Source organism: Streptomyces sp. NPDC006430, assembly GCF_040612395.1.
GTDB lineage: Bacteria > Actinomycetota > Actinomycetes > Streptomycetales > Streptomycetaceae > Streptomyces.
Genome location: NZ_JBEXQA010000008.1, coordinates 1 through 26,292 on the forward strand (window position 1 = coordinate 1; position 26,292 = coordinate 26,292).

Consider the following 26,292-nt stretch of genomic DNA (forward strand, 5'->3'; position numbering starts at 1 on the left):
ATCCCCTGAGCTACGGGGGCGTGTCGTTCGCTGTGCGGCGACGGGTTGAACACTACCAGCTTCCGAGGGGTGATCAGGAACCCCTTTTGCGGGGGAGTGGGGGTGGGTCGCTCGGAGGGGGTGGAAGTCGAGAAAACCCGGACGCGGGGGCTTAGGTAGACCTACTCTCGAGTTGTGCCAGGCGCCTCGGGTCGGGTGCTTGTTGTCGACGACAACAAGGTCATCCGGCAGCTGATCAAGGTCAATCTCGAGCTGGAGGGCTTCGAGGTCGTGACCGCGAACGATGGTGCCGAGTGCCTGGACGTCGTGCACCGCGTGTGTCCCGACGTGATCACCCTTGATGTGGTCATGCCCCGGCTGGACGGGTTCGGGGCTGCCGCGCAGTTGCGGGCCGATCCGCGGACGCGGCACCTGCCCGTCGCCATCGTGAGCGCCTGTACGCAGTACGAGGTGGAGGTCGGGATCGAGGCCGGGGTGGACGCGTTCCTCGCCAAGCCCTTCGAGCCCGCCGAGCTGGTGCGGATCGTGCGGCGGCTCATCGAGCGCAGGGATCGGAACGAGCGCAGGGGCACTCCCGCGGGCCGCGGGTGGGGCTGACGCCCCGCTCCCTGTTCACATGGCGAAACCGTTCGCGTGACGAGGGGGCTTCTCCCCTAGGCTGGGTCCCGTGACCCCCGCCGACCTCTCCCGTACCGTCGTACGCGCCGTGCGCTGCGCCGTCGAGGACGGGGAGCTGCCCGCGCGGGCGGGTGTGCCCGAGCGGGTGGTCGTCGAGCGGACCCGGCCCGGCGGGGTCGGGGACTACGCCACCCCCGTCGCCTTCCAGGTCGCCAGGGCCGCCGGCTGTCCGCCCCGGGACGTGGCGGACGTACTGGCCCGGCGGCTCGGCGTGGAACCCGGCATCGAGCACGTCGAGGTCACCGGAGCCGGGTTCCTCAACTTCGTGCTGCCGCCCCCCTCCGCACCCTCCGTCGTCCGGGACGCCCTCGTCCGCGACATCGTGATCCGGGACGTGCGCGGCGGCGCCGCCCACGCCGTCCCCGCCGACGAGACCGGGCTCGGGACGCGCGAGCGCGTCGTGCGCCGCAGCGTCCTGCGGCTCCTGTGCGCCCTGGGCGGCACCGAGCGCGACCTGCCCGAGCACCTGCCCGTCGCGCCGCTCGCCAAGCGGGACCTCGACGTCGTCGCCCGCTACGGGAGCGACGCCGCCCACTGGGCGATGCTCGCGGTGCCGGCCCGGGAGACCCCGATCTTCTCCGAGGTGCTGCTCGTACAGGGCGAGGGCAGTGAGTTCTTCCGGGTGCGGTACGCCCACGCGCGCAGCCTGGCGCTCGTACGGAACGCCGACCAGCTGGGCTTCCACCCGGAGCCGGGCGACGTCGACGCCCCCGCCCTGCTGCGCCTCCTCGCCGACCACCCGCTCGTCCTCGAAGCCGCCGCGCACCACCGTGCCCCCGAGCGGCTCACCCGGCACCTCGTCGAGCTGGCGGACGCGCTGCTCGACTTCCAGCACTGCGTCCTGCCCAAGGGGGACGAGAAACCCTCGGCCGCCCACCGCGCCCGGCTGGCTCTCGCCGAAGCCGTCGGGACGGTGCTGGCCGGTGGCCTGGCCCTGCTCGGCATAGACGCACCTGACTGCCTGTGATCTGCGAAGAGAGATACCGATGAGCCGTTCCGCGCACCCCGCCGGGCCCCGTCACGCCGACGTCCTGCCCGAGGGCCACTACTCCCCGCCGCCCGCGGACCTCAACGCGCTCGACGAGAAGGTCTGGGCGCGGACCGTCCGCCGGAACGCCGACGGTGTGGTGAGCGTGGGCGGGATCGACGTCGTGAAGCTGGCCGAGGAGTTCGGAACCCCCGCCTACTTCCTCGACGAGGAGGACTTCCGGGCGCGGTGCCGGGCCTGGGCGCACGCGTTCGGGCCGGATGCGGACGTGTTCTACGCGGGGAAGGCGTTCCTTTCCAAGGCCGTCGTGAAGTGGCTCAAGGAGGAGGGGCTCAACCTCGACGTGTGTTCCGGTGGGGAGCTGGCCACCGCCCTCGCCGCCGACATGCCCGCCGGGCGGATCGCGTTCCACGGGAACAACAAGTCGGCCGCGGAGATCACCCGGGCCATCGAGGCGGGTGTGGGGCGGATCGTGCTCGACTCCTTCCAGGAGATCGCCCGCGTCGCGCACATCGCCCGTGAGCTGGGCGTGCGCCAGCCCGTCCAGATCCGTGTGACGGTCGGCGTCGAGGCGCACACCCACGAGTTCATCGCCACCGCGCACGAGGACCAGAAGTTCGGCATCGCGGTCGCCGACGGCTCCGCCGCCGAGGCGGTCCGGCGCGCGCTCGGGCACGACAGCCTTGAACTGCTCGGCGTGCACTCCCACATCGGTTCGCAGATCTTCGACATGGCCGGCTTCGAGGTGTCCGCCAAGCGGGTGGTCCAGCTGCTCGCCGCCGTGCGGGACGAGCACGGGGTGGAGCTGCCCGAGATCGACCTCGGTGGTGGGCTCGGGATCGCGTACACGTCCTCGGACGACCCGCGCGAGCCCCACGAGATCGCCAAGGCCCTGCACGAGATCGTCGCCCGCGAGTGCGAGTCCGCGGGGCTGCGCGCGCCCCGCATCTCCGTGGAGCCCGGTCGGGCGATCGTCGGGCCCACCGCCTTCACCCTCTACGAGGTCGGCACGATCAAGCCGCTCGAAGGGCTGCGCACGTACGTCTCGGTCGACGGCGGCATGTCGGACAACATCCGCACCGCCCTCTACGACGCCGAGTACGCGGTCACCCTCGTCTCCCGTGTCTCCGACGCCGAGCCCATGCTCGTCCGTGTCGTCGGCAAGCACTGCGAGAGCGGTGACATCGTGGTGAAGGACGCCTTCCTGCCGGCCGACCTGGCCCCGGGGGACCTCCTCGCCGTACCCGCCACCGGGGCGTACTGCCGCTCCATGGCGAGCAACTACAACCACGCGCTCCGGCCGCCCGTGGTCGCCGTGCGCGACGGGGAGGCCCGAGTGATCGTCCGGCGCGAGACGGAGGAAGATCTCCTGCGCCTCGACCTCGGATGACCCCATATTTCTGGGGGAAGCCCCCAGACCCCCAAAATAGGTGTCTCACTCAATGGACCGAGGATGGAAAGTGCTGTCCATTGAGTGAGACTGGTTGAGATCCGGCGCGCAAAACCGTGCGGCGGGATGGCGATGGAAGATCGAAAGGCTTAGGTCGAATGATGCGTACGCGTCCGCTGAAGGTGGCGCTGCTGGGCTGTGGAGTGGTCGGCTCAGAGGTGGCGCGCATCATGACGACGCACGCCGACGATCTGACGGCCAGGATCGGCGCGCCCGTCGAGCTCGCCGGCGTGGCCGTGCGCCGTCTCTCCAAGGCGCGCGAGGGCATCGATCCCGCCCTCGTCACCACCGATGCGACGGCCCTGGTCAAACGCGGCGACATCGACGTGGTCATCGAGGTCATCGGTGGCATCGAGCCGGCTCGTACGCTCATCACCACCGCCTTCGAGCACGGCGCCTCCGTCGTCTCCGCGAACAAGGCGCTGCTCGCCCAGGACGGTGCGGCGCTGCACGCCGCGGCCGAGCAGCACGGGTTGGACCTCTACTACGAGGCCGCCGTCGCCGGCGCCATCCCGCTGGTCCGCCCGATGCGCGAGTCCCTCGCCGGCGACAAGATCAACCGGGTGATGGGCATCGTCAACGGGACGACGAACTTCATCCTCGACAAGATGGACTCGACCGGCGCCGGCTACCAGGAGGCGCTCGACGAGGCCACCGCCCTCGGGTACGCCGAGGCCGACCCGACCGCCGACGTTGAGGGCTACGACGCCGCAGCCAAGGCCGCGATCCTGGCCGGCATCGCCTTCCACACCCGGGTCCGCCTCGACGACGTCTACCGCGAGGGCATGACCGAGGTCAGCGCCGCCGACTTCGCCTCCGCCAAGCGCATGGGCTGCACCATCAAGCTCCTCGCGATCCTGGAGCGCGCCGCCGACGGCGCCTCCGTCACGGCCCGCGTGCACCCCGCGATGATCCCGCTCAGCCACCCGCTCTCCTCCGTCCGCGAGGCGTACAACGCCGTCTTCGTCGAGGCGGAGGCCGCCGGGCGGCTCATGTTCTACGGGCCCGGCGCGGGCGGTTCACCGACCGCCTCGGCGGTCCTGGGCGACCTCGTCGCCGTCTGCCGCAACAAGCTCGCCGAGGCAACGGGGCCCGGCGAGTCGGCGTACACCCAGCTGCCGGTCAGCCCCATGGGCGATGTCGTCACCCGTTACCACATCAGCCTCGATGTGGCCGACAAGCCGGGCGTCCTCGCCCAGGTGGCGACCACGTTCGCGGAGCACGGTGTGTCCATCGACACCGTCCGCCAGCAGGGAAAGGACGGCGAGGCCTCCCTCGTCGTCGTCACCCACCGCGCACCCGACGCCGCCCTCTCCGGGACCGTCGAGGCGCTGCGGAAGCTGGACACCGTGCGCGGTGTCGCCAGCATCATGCGTGTTGAAGGGGAGTAAGGACCCATGAGCAGCAATCGCACCCATCAGTGGCGCGGCATCATCGAGGAGTACCGGGACCGGCTGCCGGTGACGGAGAAGACTCCCGTGATCACGCTCCGCGAAGGTGGCACTCCCCTCGTCCCCGCGCAGGTGCTCTCCGAGCGCACCGGCTGCGAGGTACACCTCAAGGTCGAGGGCGCGAACCCCACCGGGTCCTTCAAGGACCGCGGCATGACCATGGCGATCTCCAAGGCCAAGGAGGACGGCGCGAAGGCCGTCATCTGCGCCTCCACGGGCAACACCTCGGCCTCCGCCGCCGCGTACGCGGTGCGCGCCGGGATGGTCTCCGCCGTCCTCGTGCCCCGCGGCAAGATCGCGCTCGGCAAGATGGGCCAGGCCCTCGTGCACGGAGCCAAGATCCTTCAGGTGGACGGCAACTTCGACGACTGCCTGGACCTCGCCCGCGCGCTGTCCGACAACTACCCGGTGGCGCTCGTCAATTCCGTCAATCCGGTGCGCATCGAGGGCCAGAAGACGGCCGCGTTCGAGATCGTCGACGCGCTCGGTGACGCCCCCGACGTCCACGTGCTGCCCGTCGGCAACGCCGGCAACATCACCGCGTACTGGAAGGGCTTCAAGGAGTACAAGGCCGACGGCCTGGCCTCCCGTACGCCCCGCGTGTGGGGTTTCCAGGCTTCCGGGTCCGCGCCGATCGTGCGCGGCGAGGTCGTCAAGGAGCCGCACACCATCGCCACCGCGATCCGCATCGGCAATCCCGCCTCGTGGGAGTACGCGCTCGCCGCGCGCGACGAGTCGGGTGGTCTCATCGACGAGGTGACGGACCGCCAGATCCTGGCCGCCTACCGGCTGTTGGCCGCGCAGGAGGGCGTATTCGTCGAGCCCGCCTCGGCGGCTTCGGTGGCCGGCCTGCTCAAGGCCGCGGAGCTGGGCCTGGTCGACCCCGGCCAGAAGATCGTATGCACCGTCACCGGAAACGGCCTCAAGGATCCCGACTGGGCGATCGCCGGCGCTCCGCAGCCGGTCACCGTTCCGGTGGACGCGGAAGTCGCAGCCGTCCGCCTCGGCCTGGTCTGACCCCCGCCGCCACGCCCCTGGTCGCCGGATTCCGGAAAGCCTCCGGAATCCGGCAACTCCGGTCGTACGGCGCGAAACTCGGCGGAATTCGACGGGTTGCCGCGACACGCATCGTGCGCCTCCTGTGCGCCCTATGTCGCGAGGGAACCTTCCTTCGATACGCTGTACTTACATCCGCCACCGCGCATATGACCGTGGTGCTGCCCAGAGGGCCTTCGGGTGTCGTACGTTCTCCAGTACATTCACAGCGAGCCAGCGAAGATCTCGTCTCGCACAGTCACAAGGAGTGTCATCGGACGATGGCCGGTCCAGCGTTCCGCGCCGCCGCCGTACGGGTGCGCGTCCCCGCCAGCAGTGCCAACCTCGGCCCGGGCTTCGACGCCCTCGGTCTGGCCCTGGGGCTCTACGACGACGTGGTCGTCCGGGTGGCCGACTCCGGCCTGCACATCGACATCGCGGGTGAGGGTGCCGACACCCTCCCGCGGGACGAGAGCCACCTGCTCGTACGCTCCATGCGCACCGCCTTCGACCTGCTGGGCGGGCAGCCGCGCGGCCTCGAAGTGGTCTGCGCCAACCGCATTCCGCACGGCCGCGGCCTCGGGTCCTCCTCCGCCGCCATCTGCGCCGGCATCGTCGCCGCCCGCGCCGTGACCATAGGCGGCGAGGCCAAACTCGACGACGCGGCCCTGCTCGAACTGGCCACCGAGATCGAGGGCCACCCCGACAACGTCGCCGCCTGCCTGCTCGGCGGCTTCACCCTCGCCTGGATGGACGGCGGCAGCGCCAAGGCGATTCGGATGGAGCCGGCCGATTCCATCGTTCCGGTGGTCTTCGTCCCCTCCAGGCCGGTCCTCACGGAGACGGCGCGCGGTCTGCTGCCGCGTACCGTCCCGCACGTGGACGCGGCTGTCAACGCTGGTCGTGCGGCCCTGCTCGTCGAAGCCCTGACCAGGCGCCCCGAGTTGCTGCTACCGGCGACCGAAGACCGGCTCCACCAGGAGTACCGGTCCCCGGCGATGCCCGAGAGCGTGGCACTCGTCAACCGGCTGCGGGCGGACGGCATCCCCGCGGTCATCTCCGGTGCGGGTCCCACGGTCCTCGCGCTGGTCGACAACGGCGCGGCCGACAAGGTCGCGCAGCTCGCGGGAGAGGGATGGGCGGCGAACCGGCTCGCCCTCGACGCCGCGGGCGCGAGCGTACTTCCGCTGGGCACCCAGGGCGGCTAGGGCCGTACGGGCGCACCCGCCAGGGGCGGGCGGTCAGGGCAGGCCGCCCGCGCGGAAGGCGCGATTGCCGGTGATTGAGAGGGGGAATATCTGTTGGATCCGGTAGTGTTAGTCTCAAGTGTGCAGCTGAAGCCGCAATGGCTCGGTGCTCAGTGTCCCCATCCGGGACCACCTTTCTTCCGGGAGCCTCCCCGACTGCTTTGATCGCTGCCAGCAGTTTCGAGCACGCTCCGGAATCGGCGTGACATTCCCACGCTTCCAGCTCGGGGGCTTCTCGCCGGAACCACGCACGTCTCTCTCCGCCGTATCTCTACCGGCGGACCACCGCCCCGGCACGGTCCACACCTAGGACTGTTGTCGGACAGCACAACCGGTCGCCGAGCCAGACAGGCCGACGTCCGCTCCAGGGAAGGACCCTTCGTGAGCGACACCACCGATCTGATGGGCGCTGCCGACACCAATGTCGACACCAGTGCCCCCGCCGCGGGCGCCCCGACCAAGCGTCGCCGCTCCGGCACCGGCCTCGACGGCATGGTCCTGGCCGAGCTGCAGCAGGTCGCGTCGGGCCTCGGGATCAGGGGCACTGCGCGGATGCGCAAGAGCCAGCTGATCGAGGTCATCAAGGAGGCGCAGGCGGGCGGCAGTGCCCCCAAGGCCGCCGCCACCGCCGCGGACGCCGCCGAGACCAAGCCGAGGCGCCGCGCCACCAGCAAGGCGCGGACGGGCGAGGCCGCCGCCGAGGCGCCCGCCGAGAAGCCTGCCGCGCAGGCCCAGATCGAGATCCCGGGCCAGCCGGCCGGGGGCCCCTCCCGCGCGAGCGAAACCGAGCGCGGGGGAGAGGACGCCCCGGTCGGCGAGCGCCGCCGCCGTCGGGCCACGGCCCCCTCCGGTAGCCCGGAGACCACGGCCCCCGCTGCCGTGCAGGTCGAGGCGAAGACCGAGACTGCCACCGCCACCGCCCCCACCGAGGTCAAGGCCGAGGCCGCCACCGCGGTGACCGCGCCCGCCCAGGAGGGCGAGGGTCGGGGCCGTCGCGACCGCCGTGACCGCGGTGACCGTGCCGAGCGCGGCGACCGTCAGCGCGACCGCCGTGACCGCGGCGCCAAGGCCGACGACCAGGGCCAGGGCGCTCAGGGTCAGGGCGGCCAGGGCGGCCAGGGCCAGGGCGCCCAGGGCCAGGGTGGCCAGGGCGGCGGCCGTCAGGACCGTCAGCAGGGTGGCCGCGGCCAGGGCCAGGGCCAGGGCCAGGGCCAGGGTCAGGGCCAGCAGGGTCGTCAGGACCGCCAGGACAACGGTCCGCAGGACGACTTCGACGACGAGAGCGGCCGTCGTGGCCGTCGTGGCCGCTACCGCGACCGCCGTGGCCGTCGCGGCCGCGACGAGTTCGCGCCGAGCGAGCCGCAGGTCGCCGACGACGACGTCCTGATCCCCGTCGCGGGCATCCTGGACATCCTCGACAACTACGCGTTCATCCGGACCTCGGGCTACCTGCCCGGCCCCAACGACGTGTACGTCTCCCTCGCCCAGGTCCGCAAGGCCGGCCTGCGCAAGGGTGACCACACCACGGGTGCCGTGCGCCAGCCCAAGGACGGCGAGCGCCGCGAGAAGTTCAACGCCCTGGTGCGACTGGACTCGGTGAACGGCATGGCGCCCGAATCCGGCCGCGGCCGACCGGAGTTCCAGAAGCTGACCCCGCTGTACCCGCAGGACCGGCTCCGTCTGGAGACCGACCCGGGCGTGCTGACCACCCGCATCATCGACCTCGTGTCGCCGATCGGCAAGGGCCAGCGAGGCCTGATCGTGGCCCCGCCGAAGACCGGCAAGACCATGATCATGCAGGCGATCGCCAACGCGATCACCACCAACAACCCCGAGTGCCACCTGATGGTCGTCCTGGTCGACGAGCGTCCGGAAGAGGTCACCGACATGCAGCGGTCGGTCAAGGGCGAGGTCATCTCCTCGACCTTCGACCGCCCGGCCGAGGACCACACCACGGTCGCCGAGCTGGCCATCGAGCGCGCCAAGCGTCTGGTGGAACTGGGTCACGACGTGGTCGTCCTGCTGGACTCCATCACCCGTCTGGGCCGCGCGTACAACCTCGCGGCGCCCGCCTCCGGCCGCATCCTGTCCGGTGGTGTCGACTCGACCGCGCTGTACCCGCCGAAGCGCTTCTTCGGCGCCGCGCGCAACATCGAGGACGGCGGCTCGCTGACCATCCTGGCCACCGCGCTGGTCGACACCGGCTCGCGCATGGACGAGGTGATCTTCGAGGAGTTCAAGGGCACCGGCAACATGGAGCTCAAGCTCGACCGGAAGCTCGCCGACAAGCGCATCTTCCCGGCCGTCGACGTCGACCCGTCGGGCACCCGCAAGGAGGAGATCCTCCTCAACAGCGAGGAGCTCGCCATCGTCTGGAAGCTGCGCCGGGTGCTGCACGCGCTCGACTCGCAGCAGGCCATCGAGCTGCTGCTCGACAAGATGAAGCAGACGAAGTCGAACGCCGAGTTCCTGATGCAGATCGCCAAGACGACCCCTTCGGGCAAGAACGACGACTGACGGTCGCCCGAAGGTCGTCACAGAGCATCACCGGGACCGCCCCCACCGCACCCGCGGCGGGGGCGGTCCCGCGTTTTCCGGCCGCGGGCGGTCCCGTGGCCGCCCAGGGGCCACCGGGACGTCCACGGCCCGTGTCCGGCCGTCCACGGGCCCGCCCCGCAGCCCGTACGCGGGACGGGGCGACTCGTGCGAGTTTCGCCACACTTCCGCTTTTCGTGAACCTCTCCGCGTCGCCGTACGTCCTCGGGGAAACCGCAGGTGGGCCCGGTGTCGCGGCGTGTCCGTCCCGCGGGGAGCCGCGCGGTGCACCCGTACGGGGGAGTCGCGGGCGGTGGAACCCTGGAGGACGTTCGTCCGTCTGTGTCAGAGGCAGTGCGGGGTGGGCCATCGGGCCGAAGTGGCCGGAAACGTACTCAGGACTGAGGAGAGCATGAGCGAGGACAGCACGGACCCCGGGGGGCGTGCCGCACGGCGGCGCCGACGGAAACCGCCGAAGGGTCGCAGAGCCCTCGTCATCGCCGCGTGGAGCGCAGCCGCCGTGGTCCTGCTGGGCGGGGCGGGTCTGGGCTGGTTCTACTTCAAACTGAACGGGAACCTGAAGACGGTCGACATCGACCAGGCGCTCGGCACCGACCGCCCGCAGAACGTGGACAACGGCTCGATGGACATCCTCGTCCTCGGGTCCGACTCCCGCGGCGGCGCCAATTCCGAGTACGGCCGGGACGACGGCGGCTCGGCCCGCTCCGACACGGCGATGATCGTCCACCTGTACGACGGCCACAAGAAGGCCAGCGTGGTGTCGATCCCGCGTGACACCATGGTCAACCGCCCGCCGTGCACGCTGGGCAACGGCAAGACCGACCGGGGCAGCTCGCGCTCGCAGTTCAACGAGTCGTTCACGATCGGCGGGGCCGCCTGCGCGGTCAAGACCGTCGAGAAGATGTCGGGGATCCGCATGGACCACTACATCGAGGTCGACTTCACGGGCTTCAAGAAGATCATCGACAACCTCGGCGGCGTCGAGGTGACCACCACCAAGCCGATCAAGGACGGCTCCAGCCACCTGAACCTCCCCGCCGGCCCCAACAAGCTGAACGGCGAGCAGGCCCTGGGCCTGGTGCGGACCCGCAAGAGCGTCGGCGACGGCAGCGACCTGGGCCGAATACAACTGCAGCAGGCGTTCATCAAGGCCCTGATCAAGCAGGTCAAGGGCATCGGCATCTTCGACAACCCCAAGCGGCTGCTCGACCTCGCCGACACCGGAACCAAGGCCCTCACCACCGACAAGTCCCTCGGCGACGTGAAGTCCCTCATGGGCTTCGCCCAGAGCCTCCAGGGCATCGACGCGCAGAACATGCAGATGATCACGCTGCCGGTGGCCGCGGACCCGCGCGACGCGAACCGGGTCGTCCCGCTCACCAAGGAGTCCAAGCTGGTGTGGGACGCCCTGTTGGCCGAGCAGCCGATCCCCGCCGAGGCCACCGCGAACTCCGCCGGCGACAAGAGCACGGCCGGCGACATCGTGAAGTAGACCGGCGGGCCCTCAACCGGGAGCGGAATAGATGCCGGACCCTCCCGGTTGAGGGAGGCGTCCTCAGAATTTTGACAGGCAGCCCGGTCCTGGCAGACTGGTCTGTCGGCCCCGGTTCACGCAGTGCGCAATTCGGCTCCTGCGACCCGGCGCCCTCCCGAATCTAGGAGACACCTTGAAGCGCGATGTTCACCCCGAGTACGTCGAGACCCAGGTCAGCTGCACCTGTGGCGCGTCGTTCACCACCCGCAGCACCCTGACCGAGGGCACCATCCGTGCCGAGGTCTGCTCCGAGTGCCACCCGTTCTACACGGGCAAGCAGAAGATCCTCGACACCGGTGGCCGTGTCGCCCGCTTCGAGGCCCGCTTCGGCAAGGCTGCCGGCTCGAAGTAGCGAGCCCCCGGCGCCGGACCCCGGCTGCACCCTGTCCACACGGGGGCGGCCGGACCGGCGCCTTTGTCGTCCCGCAGCCCTTTTTCGTACTTTTCACCCCAGGAGCCCCCGATGTTCGAGGCGGTCGAGGAACTGGTCGGCGAGCACGCCGACCTTGAGAAGAAGCTCGCCGACCCTTCGGTCCACTCCGATCAGGCCAACGCGCGCAAGCTCAACAAGCGCTACGCGGAGCTGACCCCGATCGTGGCGACGTTCCGGGCGTGGAAGCAGACGGGCGAGGACATCGAGACCGCGAAGGAGTTCGCGGCCGACGACCCGGACTTCGTGGCCGAGGTCAAGGAACTGGGCGCGCAGCGCGAGGAACTCACCGAGAAGCTCCGCCTGCTGCTGGTTCCCCGCGACCCCAGCGACGACAAGGACGTGCTCCTGGAGGTCAAGGCGGGCGCGGGCGGCGACGAGTCGGCCCTGTTCGCCGGCGACCTGCTGCGCATGTACCTGCGCTACGCCGAGCGCGTGGGCTGGAAGACCGAGATCATCGACGCCACCGAGTCCGAGCTCGGCGGCTACAAGGACGTCCAGGTCTCCGTCCGCACCAAGGGCGGAAACGGTGCCACCGAGCCCGGCCAGGGCGTGTGGGCCCGGCTGAAGTACGAGGGCGGCGTGCACCGCGTCCAGCGCGTTCCGGCCACCGAGTCGCAGGGCCGCATCCACACCTCCGCCGCCGGCGTGCTCGTCACCCCGGAGGCCGAGGAGGTCGAGGTCGAGATCAACCCGAACGACCTGCGCATCGACGTGTACCGCTCGTCCGGCCCCGGCGGCCAGTCCGTCAACACCACCGACTCGGCCGTGCGCATCACGCACATCCCGACCGGTGTGGTCGCCTCCTGCCAGAACGAGAAGAGCCAGCTCCAGAACAAGGAGCAGGCGATGCGCATCCTGCGCTCGCGCCTGCTGGCCGCAGCCCAGGAAGCCGCCGAGCAGGAGGCCTCCGACGTGCGCCGCAGCCAGGTGCGATCCGTGGACCGCTCCGAGAAGATCCGTACGTACAACTACCCGGAAAACCGGATCTCGGACCACCGGACCGGCTTCAAGGCGTACAACTTGGACCAGGTACTCGACGGCGACCTCGACCCGATGATCCAGGCGTGCGTCGACGCCGACTCGGCCGCCAAGCTCGCGGCCGCGCACTGATTCCTGCCCGACCCCGCCAGACCCCCGCTTCACCCCGTACGACAGCAGCCCGGAGGACCAGCGTGAACTTGCTGCTTGCCGAGGTGGCCCAAGCCACCCAGCGGCTGGCCGCCGCCGGCGTGCCCTCACCGCGCTTCGACGCGGAGGAGCTCGCGGCCTTCGTGCACGGCGTCAAGCGGGGGGAACTGCACCAGGTCAAGGACGCGGACTTCGACGCCCGCTACTGGGAGGCCGTCGCCCGCCGCGAGGCGCGCGAGCCGCTCCAGCACATCACCGGCCGCGCCTTCTTCCGCTACCTGGAGCTCCAGGTCGGCCCCGGGGTCTTCGTGCCCCGGCCCGAGACCGAGTCGGTCGTGGACTGGGCCATACAGGCCGTCCGGGCGATGGACGTCGTCGAGCCGCTGATCGTGGACCTGTGCACCGGGTCCGGCGCCATCGCACTGGCCATGGCGCAGGAGGTGCCGCGCTCGCGCGTGCACGCGGTCGAGCTGTCCGAGGACGCGTTGCAGTGGACCCGCAAGAACGCCGAGGGCTCCCGGGTCACCGTCCACCAGGGCGACGCCCTGAGCGCCCTGCCGGAGCTGGACGGCCAGGTCGACCTGGTGATCTCGAACCCGCCGTACATCCCGCTCACCGAGTGGGAGTACGTCGCCCCCGAGGCCCGGGACCACGATCCGGAGATGGCCCTGTTCTCCGGCGAGGACGGCCTCGACACCATCCGCGGCATCGAGCGCACCGCCCACCGGCTGCTGCGGCCCGGCGGCATCGTCGTCATCGAGCACGCCGACACCCAGGGCGGCCAGGTCCCGTGGATCTTCGCCGATGAGCGGGGATGGGCCGACGCCGCCGACCACCCCGACCTGAACAACCGCCCGCGCTTCGCCACCGCCCGCAAGGCACTGCCGTGACGGGCGCGACCTATCCCGCCACCCCCCTGCTGCACGAGGAGTCCCGCTGATGGCCCGGCGATACGACTGCAACGACGCGACGGACCGCAAGACGGGCCTGCGTGAAGCCGCATCCGCCGTGCGCCGCGGCGAACTCGTCGTGCTGCCCACCGACACCCTGTACGGGATCGGCGCCGATGCCTTCAGCGCGGAGGCCGTCGGTGACCTGCTCGCCGCCAAGGGGCGCGGGCGCAACATGCCCACCCCGGTGCTCATCGGCTCTCCGAACACCCTGCACGGCCTCGTCACGGACTTCTCCGAGCAGGCGTGGGAGCTCGTCGACGCCTTCTGGCCGGGCGCGCTGACCCTGGTCGCCAAGCACCAGCCGTCGCTGGCGTGGGACCTCGGGGAGACCCGCGGCACCGTGGCCGTACGGATGCCGCTGCACCCCGTCGCCATCGAGCTGCTTACCGAGGTGGGCCCGATGGCCGTGTCCTCGGCGAACCTGTCCGGGCACCCGGCGCCGGAGGACTGCGACGCGGCCCGCGAGATGCTGGGCGATTCCGTTTCCGTGTACCTGGACGGCGGTCCGACGCCGGGGATCCAGCCCTCCTCGATCGTCGACGTCACCGGGAAGGTTCCCGTGCTGCTGCGTGAGGGTGCGCTGACCGCCGAGCAGCTGCGGGAGGTCGTACCCGACCTCGAGGTGGCCCCGTGAGCCCTGAGGGGCGTGGCATAGCAGGCGGGCAGCTCCCTGGGGGTTCCCTCGGATGGAGTCCGGGGGAGACCGCCGGGGGAGACACCTTCCGCATCCTCCACGTCAGCACCGGCAACGTGTGCCGCTCGCCCATCACCGAGCGGCTGACCCGTCATGCGTTGGCACACCGGCTGGGGGGCATCCCGGCGAGCGACCTGATCGTGGAGAGCGCCGGTACGTGGGGCCACGAGGGCGCGCCGATGGAGGCGAACGCGGCGGCCGTGCTGGCGGACTTCGGCGCGGACGCATCCGGGTTCACCGGGCGTGAGCTGCTGGACGAGCACGTCATACGGGCCGACCTGGTGCTGACGGCCACCCGCGACCACCGTGCGCAGGTCATCTCGATGGGGCATTCGGCGGGCCTGCGCACGTTCACCCTGAAGGAGTTCACGCGGCTGGTGCGGGCCATAGACCCGACCACGCTGCCCCCGTTGGACGACGGCGTGGCCGAGCGGGCGCGTGCGCTGGTACGCGCCGCGGCGGCGCTGCGCGGCTGGCTGCTGGCCCCCTCGCCCGACGCGGACGAGGTGTACGACCCGTACGGGGCGCCGATCACCTTCTTCCGCTCGATCGGCGACGAGATCAACCAGGCGCTGGACCCGGTGGTGACGGCCCTGACGGGCGTGACCGCCCCGCACTGACCCCCGCAGCGCCCCCGTAATGCCCCGCCCGGTCTGCAGGGCGCGAAGGGCCGGGCCGGCCTACAGTGGGCGTTATTCGGTAACCCCACGGGAGTCGCGCCATGAGCGTCATCACCCAGGCCACGGACCTGTTGCGGCAGCAGGATCCGCAGATGGCCGACGTGCTCGCCGGGGAGGCGCAGCGGCAGGCCACCACGTTGCAGCTGATCGCCGCGGAGAACTTCACCTCGTCCGCCGTGCTGGCGGCGCTCGGCTCGGCGCTCGCCAACAAGTACGCCGAGGGCTATCCCGGACACCGCTACCACGGCGGTTGCGAGTACGCGGACATCGCCGAGGAGGTGGCCGTCGAGCGGGCCAAGGCGCTCTTCGGGGCCGAGCACGCGAACGTGCAGCCACATTCCGGTTCTTCCGCCGTGCTCGCCGCGTACGCCGCACTGCTGCGGCCCGGGGACACCGTGCTGGCGATGGGGCTGTCGTACGGGGGGCACCTGACGCACGGGTCGCCCGCCAACTTCTCCGGGCGCTGGTTCCGCTTCGTCGGGTACGGGGTCGACGCCGAGACCGGACTGATCGACTACCAGCAGGTGCAGGACCTCGCCCGGGTACACCGGCCGAAGGCGATCGTGTGCGGGTCGATCTCCTATCCGAGGCACCCCGAGTACTCGGTGTTCCGGGAGATCGCCGATGAGGTGGGGGCCCACCTCATCGCGGACGCCGCCCATCCGATCGGGCTCGTCGCCGGTGGGGCCGCGCCCAGCCCCGTCCCGTACGCCGACATCGTGTGCGCGACGACCCACAAGGTGCTGCGCGGCCCGCGCGGCGGGATGATCCTGTGCAGCGGCGAGTTCGCCGAGCGGATCGACCGCGCGGTGTTCCCGTTCACCCAGGGCGGCGCGCAGATGCACACCATCGCCGCCAAGGCAGTGGCGTTCGGCGAGGCCGCCGCGCCGGCGTTCACCAGGTACGCCCACCGGGTGGTCGCCAATGCGCGCGTGCTGGCCGATGCACTGGCCGCCCACGGGTTCGTCGTGACGACGGGCGGGACGGACACCCATCTGATCACCGCCGACCCCGCACCCCTCGGCATCGACGGTCCGACCGCGCGCGGCCGGCTCGCCGCCGCCGGCATCGTGCTGGACACGTGCGCCCTTCCGTACGGGGACCAGCGCGGGATCCGCCTCGGCACGGCCGCCGTCACCACCCAGGGCATGCGGGAGCCCGAGATGGCCCGCATCGTGGCGCTGTTCACCGCGGCGCTGCACGGAAATCCGGCCACGGTCCGTGCGGAAGTGGTCGAGCTGACCCGCGGATTTCCCCCGTACAGGTCGTAAAGCGGGCATTCAGGTCGTACCGCAACCGGGATAGCACCCCCTCGCGTCCTCGGTACCGGGGACATCGCAGCTAATGTGTGGGGCTGAGATGGCCGGCGATACATCTGGGGCAGCCAGTGCGTGAATATCTGCTGACGCTTTGCGTCACGGTTGCGGTGACCTACTTGCTCACCGGGCCCGTGCGGAAGTTCGCGATCGCGGCCGGTGCCATGCCGGAGATCCGCGCCCGCGACGTGCACCGGGAACCCACTCCACGTCTGGGCGGCATCGCCATGTTCGGCGGACTGTGCGCGGGCCTGCTGGTCGCCGACCACCTGCAGAACCTCAACGGCGTCTTCGAGCTGTCGAACGAACCCCGGGCACTGCTTTCCGGAGCTGCCCTGATCTGGCTCATCGGCGTGCTCGACGACAAGTTCGAGATCGACGCCCTCATCAAGCTCGGTGCGCAGATGATCGCCGCCGGCGTGATGGTCATGCAGGGCCTGACCATGTTGTGGATCCCCATCCCGGGGATCGGGACGGTCGCCCTGACCCAGTGGCAGGGCAACCTGCTCACCGTGGCGCTCGTGGTGATCACCATCAACGCGGTGAACTTCGTGGACGGTCTCGACGGTCTCGCCGCCGGCATGGTCTGCATCGCCTCCGCGGCGTTCTTCCTCTACGCGTACCGGATCTGGTTCGGTTACGGGATCGAGCCGGCCGCGCCCGCGACGCTCTTCGCCGCGATCCTGATGGGCATGTGCCTGGGCTTCCTGCCGCACAACATGCACCCCGCCCGGATCTTCATGGGCGACTCCGGTTCGATGCTCATCGGCCTGGTGCTCGCCGCCTCCGCGATCTCCATCACCGGGCAGGTGGACCCGGACACGATGGCCCTGTTCGCCGGTGGTGAGCGCAACGCGACGCACGCGATGATCCCGGTCTTCATCCCGCTGATCCTGCCGCTGACGATCATCGCTATCCCGATGGCGGACCTGATCCTGGCCATCGTGCGGCGCACCTGGAAAGGCCAGTCGCCGTTCGCGGCCGACCGCGGGCACCTGCACCACCGGCTGCTGGAACTCGGGCATTCGCACAGCCGCGCAGTGCTGATCATGTACTTCTGGTCGGGGCTGATCGCCTTCGGTGCGCTGGCCTATTCCGTGCACTCCGCCTCGATGTGGATCGTGCTCGCGATCGTCGCGTCGAGCGCGCTGGGCCTGGTCCTGCTCCTGCTGCCGCGCTTCACCCCGCGCGCCCCGCGCTGGGCCGAATTCCTGGTTCCGCCGCGCTACCGGCACGCGGAGCGTGCTGCCGAGGCAGCCGCACAGGACGCCTCGGGTCGGGAGCCGGAACCGGCCGGGCCGATCCGGGTGGGTGTCGCGGGCGTCAACGGAGCGACTGCGGTAGGCCCCCGTTCGCGCTTCCCCGACCGGCGTAAGGCGGAATCGACGCGCTGACGGCGGCAGTGCATGTCGGACATGGAAGCCCTTTAGCACACAAGACGAAGGCTTGTCGCGCACACACGGGCGGGTTAGCTCTCATGTGTGACAGTCAGCACACTTCGCAGGTAAAGCTCTCATCAAATAGTTTGTGATACCGTTCACTAAACCCGGCGACAGAGCCGAAGGACCGTAGTGCGACGGCCCATCGGCCCGAGGTTCCCTCTCGGACCGGGCTTACGCTCGTCCCGTACGAGTCCCGTACGAGTCCGTGCCCCCACCACCACGCGGAGCAACCCGCCATGCGGTCAGATGACGTCCGATCCCTCCTGCAAGCTGCTGTCCCCACAGCTGTCGCCGGCGCTCTCGCCGCCGTCATCAGCGCCGTGGTGGTCGGTGGCAAGGGGGCGCTTGGTGCCGTCATCGCGACGCTGCTCGTGATCCTCTTCATGGGGATCGGATTCGTCGTTCTGCAACGCACTGCGAAATCGCTGCCGCACCTGTTCCAGGCCATGGGGCTCATGCTCTACACGGCCCAGATCCTGCTGCTCTTCGTCTTTCTCGCGGTGTTCAAGAACACCACCCTGTTCCATCCGAAGGCCTTCGCGATCACGCTCGTCGCCACCACCCTGGTCTGGATCGGTGCGCAGACGCGTGCTCACATGAAGGCCAAGATCCTCTACGTCGAACCGGACTCGATGAAGGGCGACAAGCCCGAAAATTCGGGACCGAAGTCGTGAGGGGTAGGGCCGGAATAAGTGCGCGTTCGAGATGCTGCTATCGTCCGGTGCCAACTGCGGCATTGCGGGCGCGGGCATCTGAGCTGACGCCTGTTCCATCGCGAGGCTCGATGCCTGATCGCCGCCACCACACCCGTAACACCAGTCCAGTGCCGAACAGCGGCTGTGCGCCGCGCCGACACAACGAGGTTGCCGTACACATGCGCCACGCTGAAGGAGCCCGCGGTGAGTGCTGACCTGACGCAGGTGCTCGCTTTCGAGACCGACTGTCACATCTTCGACGGATGTGGCTTCCCCGGCCCGGGCCTGCACTCGTTCCTCTTCGAGCCGCTGTGGGGCGAGGCTGGTACGACCAGCGCGTACTTCAACAAGCCGATGCTGCTGGCCCTGCTGGGCTCTGTGATCATCGTTGCTTTCTTCTGGGCCGCCTTCGGAAAGCCGAAGGTCGTCCCGGGCAAGCTCCAGATGGTCGCCGAGGCCGGTTACGACTTCGTGCGCCGCGGCATCGTCTACGAGACGCTGGGCAAGAAGGAGGGCGAGAAGTACGTCCCCTTCATGGTCTCGCTGTTCTTCTTCGTCTGGATCCTGAACGTCTGGTCGATCGTTCCCGTGGCGCAGTTCCCGGTGACCTCGATCATTGCGTACCCGGCGATCCTCGCGGCGATCGTGTACTTCATCTGGATGTCGGTGACCTTCAAGCGTCACGGCTTCGTCGGCGGTTTTAAGAACCTGACCGGCTACGACAAGTCGCTCGGCGGCGTCCTCCCGCTCGTCATGGTCATCGAGTTCTTCTCGAACGTCCTGGTGCGCCCGTTCACCCACGCGGTCCGACTCTTCGCGAACATGTTCGCGGGTCACACCCTGCTGCTGCTGTTCACCATCGCCAGCTGGTACCTGCTGAACGGGATCGGCATCGCCTACGCGGGCGTCTCGTTCGTCATGGTCATCGTGATGACCGCCTTCGAGCTCTTCATCCAGGCTGTCCAGGCCTACGTCTTCGTCCTCCTGGCCTGCAGCTTCATCCAGGGCGCGCTCGCCGAGCACCACTGAGTCCGGCCCTCCCCCCAAACCCCTTGTCGTCCGGTGGCCAACCCCCACCGGTCCGTGAAAGAGAAGGAAGAACTGGCATGTCCCAGATCCTCGCTGCCGCCGAAGGCGTCACCGGTTCCCTCAGCTCCGTTGGTTACGGTCTCGCGGCCATCGGCCCGGGTGTCGGCGTCGGCATCATCTTCGGTAACGGCACGCAGGCTCTCGCCCGTCAGCCCGAGGCTGCCGGTCTGATCCGCGCCAACCAGATCCTCGGCTTCGCCTTCTGTGAGGCGCTCGCCCTCATCGGTCTGGTCATGCCGTTCGTCTACTAAGACGAGCTGCGACCACTAGTCCGATTAGACGAAAGGCACTGATGTGAACCTCCTGGTTCTCGCGGCCGAGACGGAAAACCCGCTCGTTCCGCCGATCCCCGAGCTCGTCATCGGTCTGATCGCCTTCGTCATCGTCTTCGGTTTCCTCGCGAAGAAGCTCCTCCCGAACATCAACAAGGTTCTGGACGAGCGTCGCGAGCAGATCGAGGGCGGTATCGAGAAGGCTGAGGCCGCTCAGACCGAGGCCCAGAGCGTGCTGGAGCAGTACAAGGCCCAGCTCGCCGAAGCCCGGCACGAGGCCGCGCGCCTGCGCCAGGAAGCGCTGGAGCAGGGCACTGCGCTCAAGGAAGAACTGCGCGCAGAGGGCCAGCGGCAGCGTGAGGAGATCATCGCTGCCGGCCACGCCCAGATCGAGGCCGACCGCAAGGCCGCCTCTCAGGCGCTGCGCCAGGACGTCGGCAAGCTCGCCACCGACCTGGCCGGCAAGCTCGTCGGCGAGTCCCTTGAGGACGCTGCCCGGCAGAGCCGCACGATCGACCGCTTCCTCAGCGAGCTTGAGGAGAAGGCCGAGGCGGCCCGATGAACGGAGCGAGCCGCGAGGCGCTGGCCTCCGCGCGCGAGCGTCTCGACGCGCTGACGGACAACACGTCCGTCGACGCGGCGAAGCTCGCCGGTGAGCTGGCAGCCGTTACCGCGCTGCTCGACCGTGAGGTCTCGCTGCGTCGGGTCATCACGGACCCGGCGCAGTCCGGCGAGGCCAAGGCCGAGCTGGTGGGCCGGCTGCTGGGCAGCCAGGTCAGCGGGGAAGCCCTCGACCTGGTGTCGGGCATGGCCCGGTCCCGCTGGTCGCAGTCCCGCGACCTGGTGGACTCGCTGGAGGAGCTGGCGGCCACCGCCGACCTCACGGCGGCCCAGCAGGCGAGCGCGCTCGACAACGTCGAGGACGAACTGTTCCGCTTCGGCCGGATCGTCGCCTCGAGCACCGAGCTGCGCGCCGCGCTGACCGACCGGGCGGCTACCGCCTCCGCCAAGAGCGCGCTGCTGCACGGCCTGCTCGGCGGCAAGGCGAACGCCGTCACCGAGCGTCTGGTCACGCGTCTTGTCACGCACCCGCGTGGACGTAGCCTGGAAGCGGGACTCGAGTCCCTCTCCAAGCTCGCCGCCGAGCGCCGTGACCGCATGGTCGCCACCGTGATCAGCGCGGTTCCGCTCAGCGACGTGCAGCGGCAGCGTCTCGGCGCGGTGCTGGCGAAGCTGTACGGCCGCCAGATGCACCTGAACCTGGACGTGGACCCCGCGGTCCTCGGCGGGATCTCGGTGCGGGTCGGTGACGAGGTCATCGACGGCACCATCGCGGACCGCCTTTCCGAGGCGTCCCGCCGCATGGCCGGCTGACCAGCCACCAATAGAACAAAGCATTCCTAGCGGCCCGGTTGGGCCGTGCAGAACTTGCAGAAGATTCCTGGGGGTCGCCCCCAGACCCCTAAGAAGCTTCAGGCCCAACAAGGAGAGCAGGGAACCCAGATGGCGGAGCTCACGATCCGGCCGGAGGAGATCCGGGACGCACTGGAGAACTTTGTCCAGTCGTACCAGCCGGACGCGGCCTCGCGCGAGGAGGTCGGAACGGTCAGCGTTGCCGGCGACGGCATCGCGAAGGTGGAGGGCCTGCCCTCCGCCATGGCGAACGAGCTGCTGAAGTTCGAGGACGGCACCCTCGGTCTCGCCCTCAACCTCGAGGAGCGCGAGATCGGTGCGATCGTCCTCGGCGAGTTCAGCGGTATCGAGGAGGGCCAGCCGGTGCAGCGCACCGGTGAGGTTCTCTCCGTAGGTGTCGGTGAGGGCTACCTCGGCCGCGTTGTCGACCCGCTCGGCAACCCGATCGACGGCCTCGGCGAGATCGCGACCGAAGGCCGTCGCGCCCTCGAACTGCAGGCCCCGGGCGTCATGGTCCGTAAGTCGGTGCACGAGCCCATGCAGACCGGCTACAAGGCCGTCGACGCGATGGTGCCGATCGGCCGTGGCCAGCGTCAGCTGATCATCGGTGACCGTCAGACCGGCAAGACCGCTCTGGCCGTCGACACGATCATCAACCAGCGCGACAACTGGCGCTCGGGCGACGTGAACAAGCAGGTGCGCTGCATCTACGTCGCCATCGGCCAGAAGGGCTCGACCATCGCGTCCGTTCGCGGCGCCCTGGAAGAGGCCGGCGCGCTCGAGTACACGACGATCGTCGCCGCCCCGGCGTCCGACCCGGCCGGCTTCAAGTACCTGGCGCCGTACACCGGTTCCGCCATCGGTCAGCACTGGATGTACGCCGGCAAGCACGTCCTGATCATCTTCGACGACCTGTCGAAGCAGGCCGACGCCTACCGCGCCGTGTCGCTGCTGCTGCGCCGCCCGCCGGGCCGTGAGGCCTACCCGGGTGACGTCTTCTACCTGCACTCGCGTCTGCTGGAGCGCTGCGCCAAGCTCTCCGACGAGATGGGCGCCGGTTCGATGACCGGTCTGCCGATCGTCGAGACCAAGGCGAACGACGTGTCGGCGTTCATCCCGACCAACGTCATCTCCATCACCGACGGCCAGTGCTTCCTGGAGTCCGACCTGTTCAACGCGGGCCAGCGCCCGGCGCTGAACGTCGGTATCTCGGTCTCCCGCGTCGGTGGTTCCGCGCAGCACAAGGCCATGAAGCAGGTTTCCGGCCGTCTGCGCGTGGACCTGGCCCAGTACCGCGAGCTGGAGGCGTTCGCCGCCTTCGGTTCCGACCTGGACGCTGCCTCGAAGGCCTCGCTGGAGCGCGGCAAGCGCATGGTGGAGCTGCTGAAGCAGGGCCAGTACCAGCCGATGCCGGTCGAGGAGCAGGTCGTCTCGGTCTGGGCCGGCACCACCGGCAAGATGGACGACGTCCCGGTCGCCGACATCCGTCGCTTCGAGTCGGAGCTGCTGGAGCACCTGCGCCGCGAGCGCAAGGACCTCCTCACCTCCATCGCCGAGGGCGGCAAGATGTCGGACGACACCCTGTCCTCCATCGCCGACGCCATCGCTGCCTTCAAGCAGCAGTTCGAGACCTCGGACGGCAAGCTCCTGGGCGAGGACGCGCCGGCCGTCAACGTCTCCAAGTGACGACGGAAGGGACCTGACTCATGGGAGCGCAGCTCCGGGTCTACAAGCGTCGCATCCGTGCCGTCACGGCGACCAAGAAGATCACCAAGGCGATGGAGATGATCGCCGCCTCGCGCATCGTCAAGGCGCAGCGCAAGGTGGCGGCATCGATGCCGTACGCGACCGAGCTCACCCGTGCGGTGACCGCGGTGGCGACCGGCTCGAACACCAAGCACGCCCTGACCACCGAGGTCGAGGCGCCGACCCGCGCCGCGGTCCTGCTCATCACGAGCGACCGCGGTCTGGCCGGCGGCTACTCCTCGAACGCCCTCAAGCAGGGTGAGCGGCTCACCGAGCGGCTCGTTGCTGAGGGCAAGGAGGTCGACACGTACATCGTCGGCCGCAAGGGTGTCGCCTACTACGGCTTCCGCGAGCGCAAGGTCGCGGAGTCGTGGACCGGCTTCACCGACAGCCCGGCCTACGCCGACGCCAAGCGCGTCGCGGCGCCGCTGATCGAGGCCATCGAGACGGACACGGCCGAGGGCGGCGTCGACGAACTGCACATCGTCTACACGGAATTCGTGTCGATGATGACGCAGAACGCGGTGGACGGCCGGATGCTGCCGCTCAGCCTCGACCAGGCTGCGGAGGAGAGCGGTACGAAGGGCGAGATCCTTCCGCTGTTCGACTTCGAGCCGTCGGCGGAGGACGTCCTCGACGCCCTGCTGCCGCGCTACGTCGAGAGCCGCATCTACAACGCACTGCTGCAGTCGGCCGCTTCCGAGCACGCCGCCCGCCGTCGTGCGATGAAGTCGGCGACCGACAACGCCGGGGACCTCATCAAGAGCCTCTCCCGGCTTGCCAACGCGGCCCGCCAGGCCGAAATCACCCAGGAAATCAGCGAGATCGTCGGTGGCGCGAGCGCCATGGCTGACGCGACCGCGGGGAGTGACAAGTAATGACGACCACTGTTGAGACGGCCGCCGCCACGGGCCGCGTCGCCCGGGTCATCGGCCCGGTCGTCGACGTGGAGTTCCCCGTCGACGCCATGCCCGAGATCTACAACGCGCTGAAGGTCCAGGTCGCCGACCCGGCCGAGGACGGCAAGCTGAAGACGCTGACCCTGGAAGTCGCCCAGCACCTGGGTGACGGCATGGTCCGCACCATCTCGATGCAGCCCACCGACGGTCTGGTCCGCCAGGCCCCGGTGACCGACACGGGCGAGGGCATCACCGTCCCCGTCGGTGACTTCACCAAGGGCAAGGTGTTCAACACCCTCGGTGAGGTGCTGAACTACCCCGAGGCGAACGCCGAGGTCACCGAGCGCTGGCCGATCCACCGCAAGGCCCCGAACTTCGACGAGCTTGAGTCGAAGACCGAGATGTTCGAGACCGGCGTCAAGGTCATCGACCTCCTCACCCCGTACGTCAAGGGTGGAAAGATCGGTCTGTTCGGTGGTGCCGGTGTCGGCAAGACCGTTCTGATCCAGGAAATGATCTACCGCGTCGCCAACAACCACGACGGTGTGTCGGTCTTCGCGGGCGTCGGTGAGCGTACCCGTGAGGGCAACGACCTCATCGAGGAGATGGGCGACTCGGGCGTCATCGACAAGACGGCGCTCGTCTTCGGCCAGATGGACGAGCCCCCGGGCACCCGTCTGCGCGTCGCGCTTGCCGGTCTGACCATGGCGGAGTACTTCCGCGATGTGCAGAAGCAGGACGTGCTCTTCTTCATCGACAACATCTTCCGTTACACCCAGGCCGGTTCCGAGGTGTCCACCCTGCTCGGCCGTATGCCGTCCGCGGTGGGTTACCAGCCGAACCTGGCTGACGAGATGGGTCTGCTGCAGGAGCGCATCACCTCGACCCGCGGTCACTCGATCACCTCGATGCAGGCGATCTACGTCCCCGCGGACGACCTGACCGACCCGGCGCCGGCCACCACCTTCGCCCACCTCGACGCGACGACGGTTCTCTCCCGTCCGATCTCGGAGAAGGGCATCTACCCGGCCGTGGACCCGCTGGACTCGACGTCCCGCATCCTCGACCCGCGGTACATCGCGGCGGACCACTACGCGTGCGCCATGCGCGTCAAGGGGATCCTCCAGAAGTACAAGGACCTCCAGGACATCATCGCGATCCTCGGTATCGACGAGCTGGGCGAGGAGGACAAGCTCGTTGTCCACCGTGCCCGTCGCGTCGAGCGCTTCCTGTCGCAGAACACCCACGTCGCCAAGCAGTTCACCGGCGTCGACGGTTCGGACGTTCCGCTGGAGGAGTCGATCACCGCGTTCAACGCGATCTGCGACGGTGAGTACGACCACTTCCCCGAGCAGGCGTTCTTCATGTGCGGTGGCATCGAGGACCTGAAGGCCAACGCCAAGGAGCTGGGCGTCTCCTGATCCGGCGCGCTCCTCGCGGAGCGCATCCGGTTCGAAGGGTTTCCCAGCTGCCGCTGGGTCGCGCCCTCGGAGAGGGGCGGGTGTGTCCCGTCCCTCTCCCCACGCCCATTAGAATTTGACCCAACACCCGGCTGACCCGCCGGGTGGTGACCCGAGGAGCCACCTTGGCTGCTGAGCTGCACGTCGAGCTGGTCGCGGCGGACCGCAATGTCTGGTCCGGCGAGGCCACCCTTGTTGTCGCCCGCACCACGTCCGGCGACATCGGCGTCATGCCCGGTCACCAGCCGCTTCTCGGTGTGCTGGAATCGGGCCCGGTGACCATCCGTACCAGCGAGGGCAGCACTGTCGTCGCCGCGGTGCACGGCGGTTTCATCTCGTTCGCGGACAACAAGCTGTCCCTGCTGGCCGAGATCGCCGAGCTCGCGGACGAGATTGACGTCCAGCGGGCGGAGCGGGCACTGGAGCGCGCGAAGTCGGACGCCGATGCGGCATCCGAGCGGCGTGCCGAAGTCCGGCTGCGCGCCGTTGCGGGGCACTGAGCCCCGCGCCGAACAGGTTTGAGACCTCAGCCGCGGTCCGTTCTGGAATTTTCCAGACCGGGTCGCGGCTGAGGCGATGCAGGTCCGTTTTTCTCATGCAGTATTCGATGAGCGAGGAGGTCGGTGAAGATGCTCCTCGCTCTGCTTGTGAGCGGCCTGGTCGTAGCCCTGGTGGTGATCGGGCTCTTTGTCTTCGGGCTGCGTCGCAGACTCATCCAGCGTTCCGGCGGGACCTTCGACTGCAGCCTGCGCTGGGGCGTGTCCGAGGAACCGGACATCTCCGGCAAGGGCTGGGTGTACGGGGTGGCCCGCTACAGCGGTGACCGCATCGAGTGGTTCCGTGTCTTCTCCTACTCCCCGAGGCCGCGCCGGCTGCTGGAGCGCTCCTCCATCGAGGTGGTCTCCCGCCGCGCCCCCGAGGGCGAAGAGGAGCTGGCCCTGCTGTCCGACGCCGTCGTGCTCGGCTGTCTCCACCGCGGGACCCGCCTGGAGCTGGCGATGAGCGAGGACGCCCTGACCGGTTTCCTCGCCTGGCTGGAGGCCGCGCCCCCCGGACAACGGGTGAATGTGGCTTAAATTCCCTGCCCTCCCCCAGCCGGAGTCTGGGGGAGGGTGAATGTGGCTTGAATTCCC

Annotated in this window: 25 protein-coding genes; all 25 read left to right on the forward strand. The window is 69.4% G+C overall.

Annotated elements, in window-relative coordinates:
- The first annotated feature begins 174 nt into the window (after positions 1-174).
- The 25 genes from ABZZ20_RS14370 to ABZZ20_RS14490 all read left to right on the forward strand — a co-directional run bounded on the left by ABZZ20_RS14370 (position 175) and on the right by ABZZ20_RS14490 (position 26,235).
- Positions 175-597 (forward strand): response regulator, encoded by a 423-nt coding sequence (locus tag ABZZ20_RS14370; protein WP_356869726.1) that lies wholly within the window; start codon positions 175-177, stop codon positions 595-597.
- A 70-nt stretch (positions 598-667) separates the two neighbouring features.
- Positions 668-1,645, forward strand: a complete 978-nt coding sequence (gene nrtL / locus ABZZ20_RS14375) for an ArgS-related anticodon-binding protein NrtL (protein WP_356869727.1) — start codon at positions 668-670, stop codon at positions 1,643-1,645.
- A gap of 19 nt (positions 1,646-1,664) precedes the next feature.
- Positions 1,665-3,056, forward strand: coding sequence for a diaminopimelate decarboxylase (lysA, locus tag ABZZ20_RS14380; RefSeq protein WP_356869728.1), 1,392 nt, complete (start codon positions 1,665-1,667; stop codon positions 3,054-3,056).
- A 161-nt stretch (positions 3,057-3,217) separates the two neighbouring features.
- Positions 3,218-4,507, forward strand: coding sequence for a homoserine dehydrogenase (locus ABZZ20_RS14385; RefSeq protein WP_356869914.1), 1,290 nt, complete (start codon positions 3,218-3,220; stop codon positions 4,505-4,507).
- Between the two features lie 6 nt (positions 4,508-4,513).
- Positions 4,514-5,584, forward strand: a complete 1,071-nt coding sequence (thrC, locus tag ABZZ20_RS14390) for a threonine synthase (protein WP_356869729.1) — start codon at positions 4,514-4,516, stop codon at positions 5,582-5,584.
- Positions 5,585-5,883: 299 nt separating this feature from the next.
- A complete protein-coding gene (gene thrB / locus ABZZ20_RS14395) occupies positions 5,884-6,810 on the forward strand; it encodes a homoserine kinase (RefSeq protein ID WP_356869730.1) in 927 nt (308 codons plus the stop codon).
- Between the two features lie 420 nt (positions 6,811-7,230).
- Entirely contained in the window at positions 7,231-9,366 is a 2,136-nt protein-coding gene (rho, locus tag ABZZ20_RS14400) for a transcription termination factor Rho (protein ID WP_356869731.1), read from the forward strand.
- A gap of 430 nt (positions 9,367-9,796) precedes the next feature.
- Complete coding sequence (locus ABZZ20_RS14405) at positions 9,797-10,897, forward strand: LCP family protein (protein ID WP_356869732.1); 1,101 nt, start codon at positions 9,797-9,799, stop codon at positions 10,895-10,897.
- Positions 10,898-11,072: 175 nt separating this feature from the next.
- The gene (gene rpmE / locus ABZZ20_RS14410) at positions 11,073-11,291 is read left to right on the forward strand and encodes a 50S ribosomal protein L31 (protein ID WP_030153765.1); all 219 of its coding nucleotides are present in this window, start codon (positions 11,073-11,075) and stop codon (positions 11,289-11,291) included.
- A 111-nt stretch (positions 11,292-11,402) separates the two neighbouring features.
- Positions 11,403-12,482 carry a peptide chain release factor 1 gene (prfA, locus tag ABZZ20_RS14415; RefSeq protein ID WP_356869733.1) on the forward strand — a complete coding sequence of 360 codons (1,080 nt, stop codon included), beginning with the start codon at positions 11,403-11,405 and terminating at the stop codon, positions 12,480-12,482.
- Positions 12,483-12,544: 62 nt separating this feature from the next.
- Positions 12,545-13,390 carry a peptide chain release factor N(5)-glutamine methyltransferase gene (gene prmC / locus ABZZ20_RS14420; protein WP_356869734.1) on the forward strand — a complete coding sequence of 282 codons (846 nt, stop codon included), beginning with the start codon at positions 12,545-12,547 and terminating at the stop codon, positions 13,388-13,390.
- 49 nt (positions 13,391-13,439) lie between these two features.
- The gene (locus ABZZ20_RS14425; protein WP_008738155.1) at positions 13,440-14,087 is read left to right on the forward strand and encodes an L-threonylcarbamoyladenylate synthase; all 648 of its coding nucleotides are present in this window, start codon (positions 13,440-13,442) and stop codon (positions 14,085-14,087) included.
- A gap of 92 nt (positions 14,088-14,179) precedes the next feature.
- Positions 14,180-14,767: a protein-tyrosine-phosphatase gene (locus ABZZ20_RS14430; protein WP_356869915.1), complete on the forward strand. Its 588-nt coding sequence runs from the start codon at positions 14,180-14,182 to the stop codon at positions 14,765-14,767.
- A 101-nt stretch (positions 14,768-14,868) separates the two neighbouring features.
- Positions 14,869-16,098 carry a serine hydroxymethyltransferase gene (gene glyA / locus ABZZ20_RS14435; protein ID WP_356869735.1) on the forward strand — a complete coding sequence of 410 codons (1,230 nt, stop codon included), beginning with the start codon at positions 14,869-14,871 and terminating at the stop codon, positions 16,096-16,098.
- Positions 16,099-16,202: 104 nt separating this feature from the next.
- The gene (locus ABZZ20_RS14440; RefSeq protein ID WP_356869916.1) at positions 16,203-17,537 is read left to right on the forward strand and encodes an MraY family glycosyltransferase; all 1,335 of its coding nucleotides are present in this window, start codon (positions 16,203-16,205) and stop codon (positions 17,535-17,537) included.
- Between the two features lie 284 nt (positions 17,538-17,821).
- On the forward strand, positions 17,822-18,259 hold the full coding sequence (locus ABZZ20_RS14445; RefSeq protein WP_356869736.1) for a hypothetical protein: 438 nt from the start codon (positions 17,822-17,824) through the stop codon (positions 18,257-18,259).
- Between the two features lie 225 nt (positions 18,260-18,484).
- Positions 18,485-19,309 carry a F0F1 ATP synthase subunit A gene (gene atpB, locus ABZZ20_RS14450; protein WP_356869737.1) on the forward strand — a complete coding sequence of 275 codons (825 nt, stop codon included), beginning with the start codon at positions 18,485-18,487 and terminating at the stop codon, positions 19,307-19,309.
- Between the two features lie 77 nt (positions 19,310-19,386).
- Entirely contained in the window at positions 19,387-19,620 is a 234-nt protein-coding gene (gene atpE, locus ABZZ20_RS14455; protein WP_030857147.1) for an ATP synthase F0 subunit C, read from the forward strand.
- Positions 19,621-19,663: 43 nt separating this feature from the next.
- Positions 19,664-20,203: a F0F1 ATP synthase subunit B gene (locus ABZZ20_RS14460; protein ID WP_030857149.1), complete on the forward strand. Its 540-nt coding sequence runs from the start codon at positions 19,664-19,666 to the stop codon at positions 20,201-20,203.
- Positions 20,200-21,015, forward strand: coding sequence for a F0F1 ATP synthase subunit delta (locus tag ABZZ20_RS14465; RefSeq protein WP_356869738.1), 816 nt, complete (start codon positions 20,200-20,202; stop codon positions 21,013-21,015). Before ABZZ20_RS14460 ends, ABZZ20_RS14465 begins: the two co-directional genes overlap by 4 nt.
- Positions 21,016-21,144: 129 nt before the next feature.
- Positions 21,145-22,740 carry a F0F1 ATP synthase subunit alpha gene (gene atpA, locus ABZZ20_RS14470; RefSeq protein WP_356869739.1) on the forward strand — a complete coding sequence of 532 codons (1,596 nt, stop codon included), beginning with the start codon at positions 21,145-21,147 and terminating at the stop codon, positions 22,738-22,740.
- Positions 22,741-22,760: 20 nt separating this feature from the next.
- Positions 22,761-23,678 (forward strand): F0F1 ATP synthase subunit gamma, encoded by a 918-nt coding sequence (locus ABZZ20_RS14475; protein WP_356869740.1) that lies wholly within the window; start codon positions 22,761-22,763, stop codon positions 23,676-23,678.
- The gene (gene atpD, locus ABZZ20_RS14480; RefSeq protein ID WP_356869741.1) at positions 23,678-25,120 is read left to right on the forward strand and encodes a F0F1 ATP synthase subunit beta; all 1,443 of its coding nucleotides are present in this window, start codon (positions 23,678-23,680) and stop codon (positions 25,118-25,120) included. Before ABZZ20_RS14475 ends, atpD begins: the two co-directional genes overlap by 1 nt.
- 164 nt (positions 25,121-25,284) lie before the next feature.
- Complete coding sequence (locus ABZZ20_RS14485) at positions 25,285-25,659, forward strand: F0F1 ATP synthase subunit epsilon (RefSeq protein WP_356869742.1); 375 nt, start codon at positions 25,285-25,287, stop codon at positions 25,657-25,659.
- 129 nt (positions 25,660-25,788) lie between these two features.
- A complete protein-coding gene (locus tag ABZZ20_RS14490) occupies positions 25,789-26,235 on the forward strand; it encodes a DUF2550 domain-containing protein (RefSeq protein ID WP_356869743.1) in 447 nt (148 codons plus the stop codon).
- Positions 26,236-26,292 lie beyond the last annotated feature (57 nt).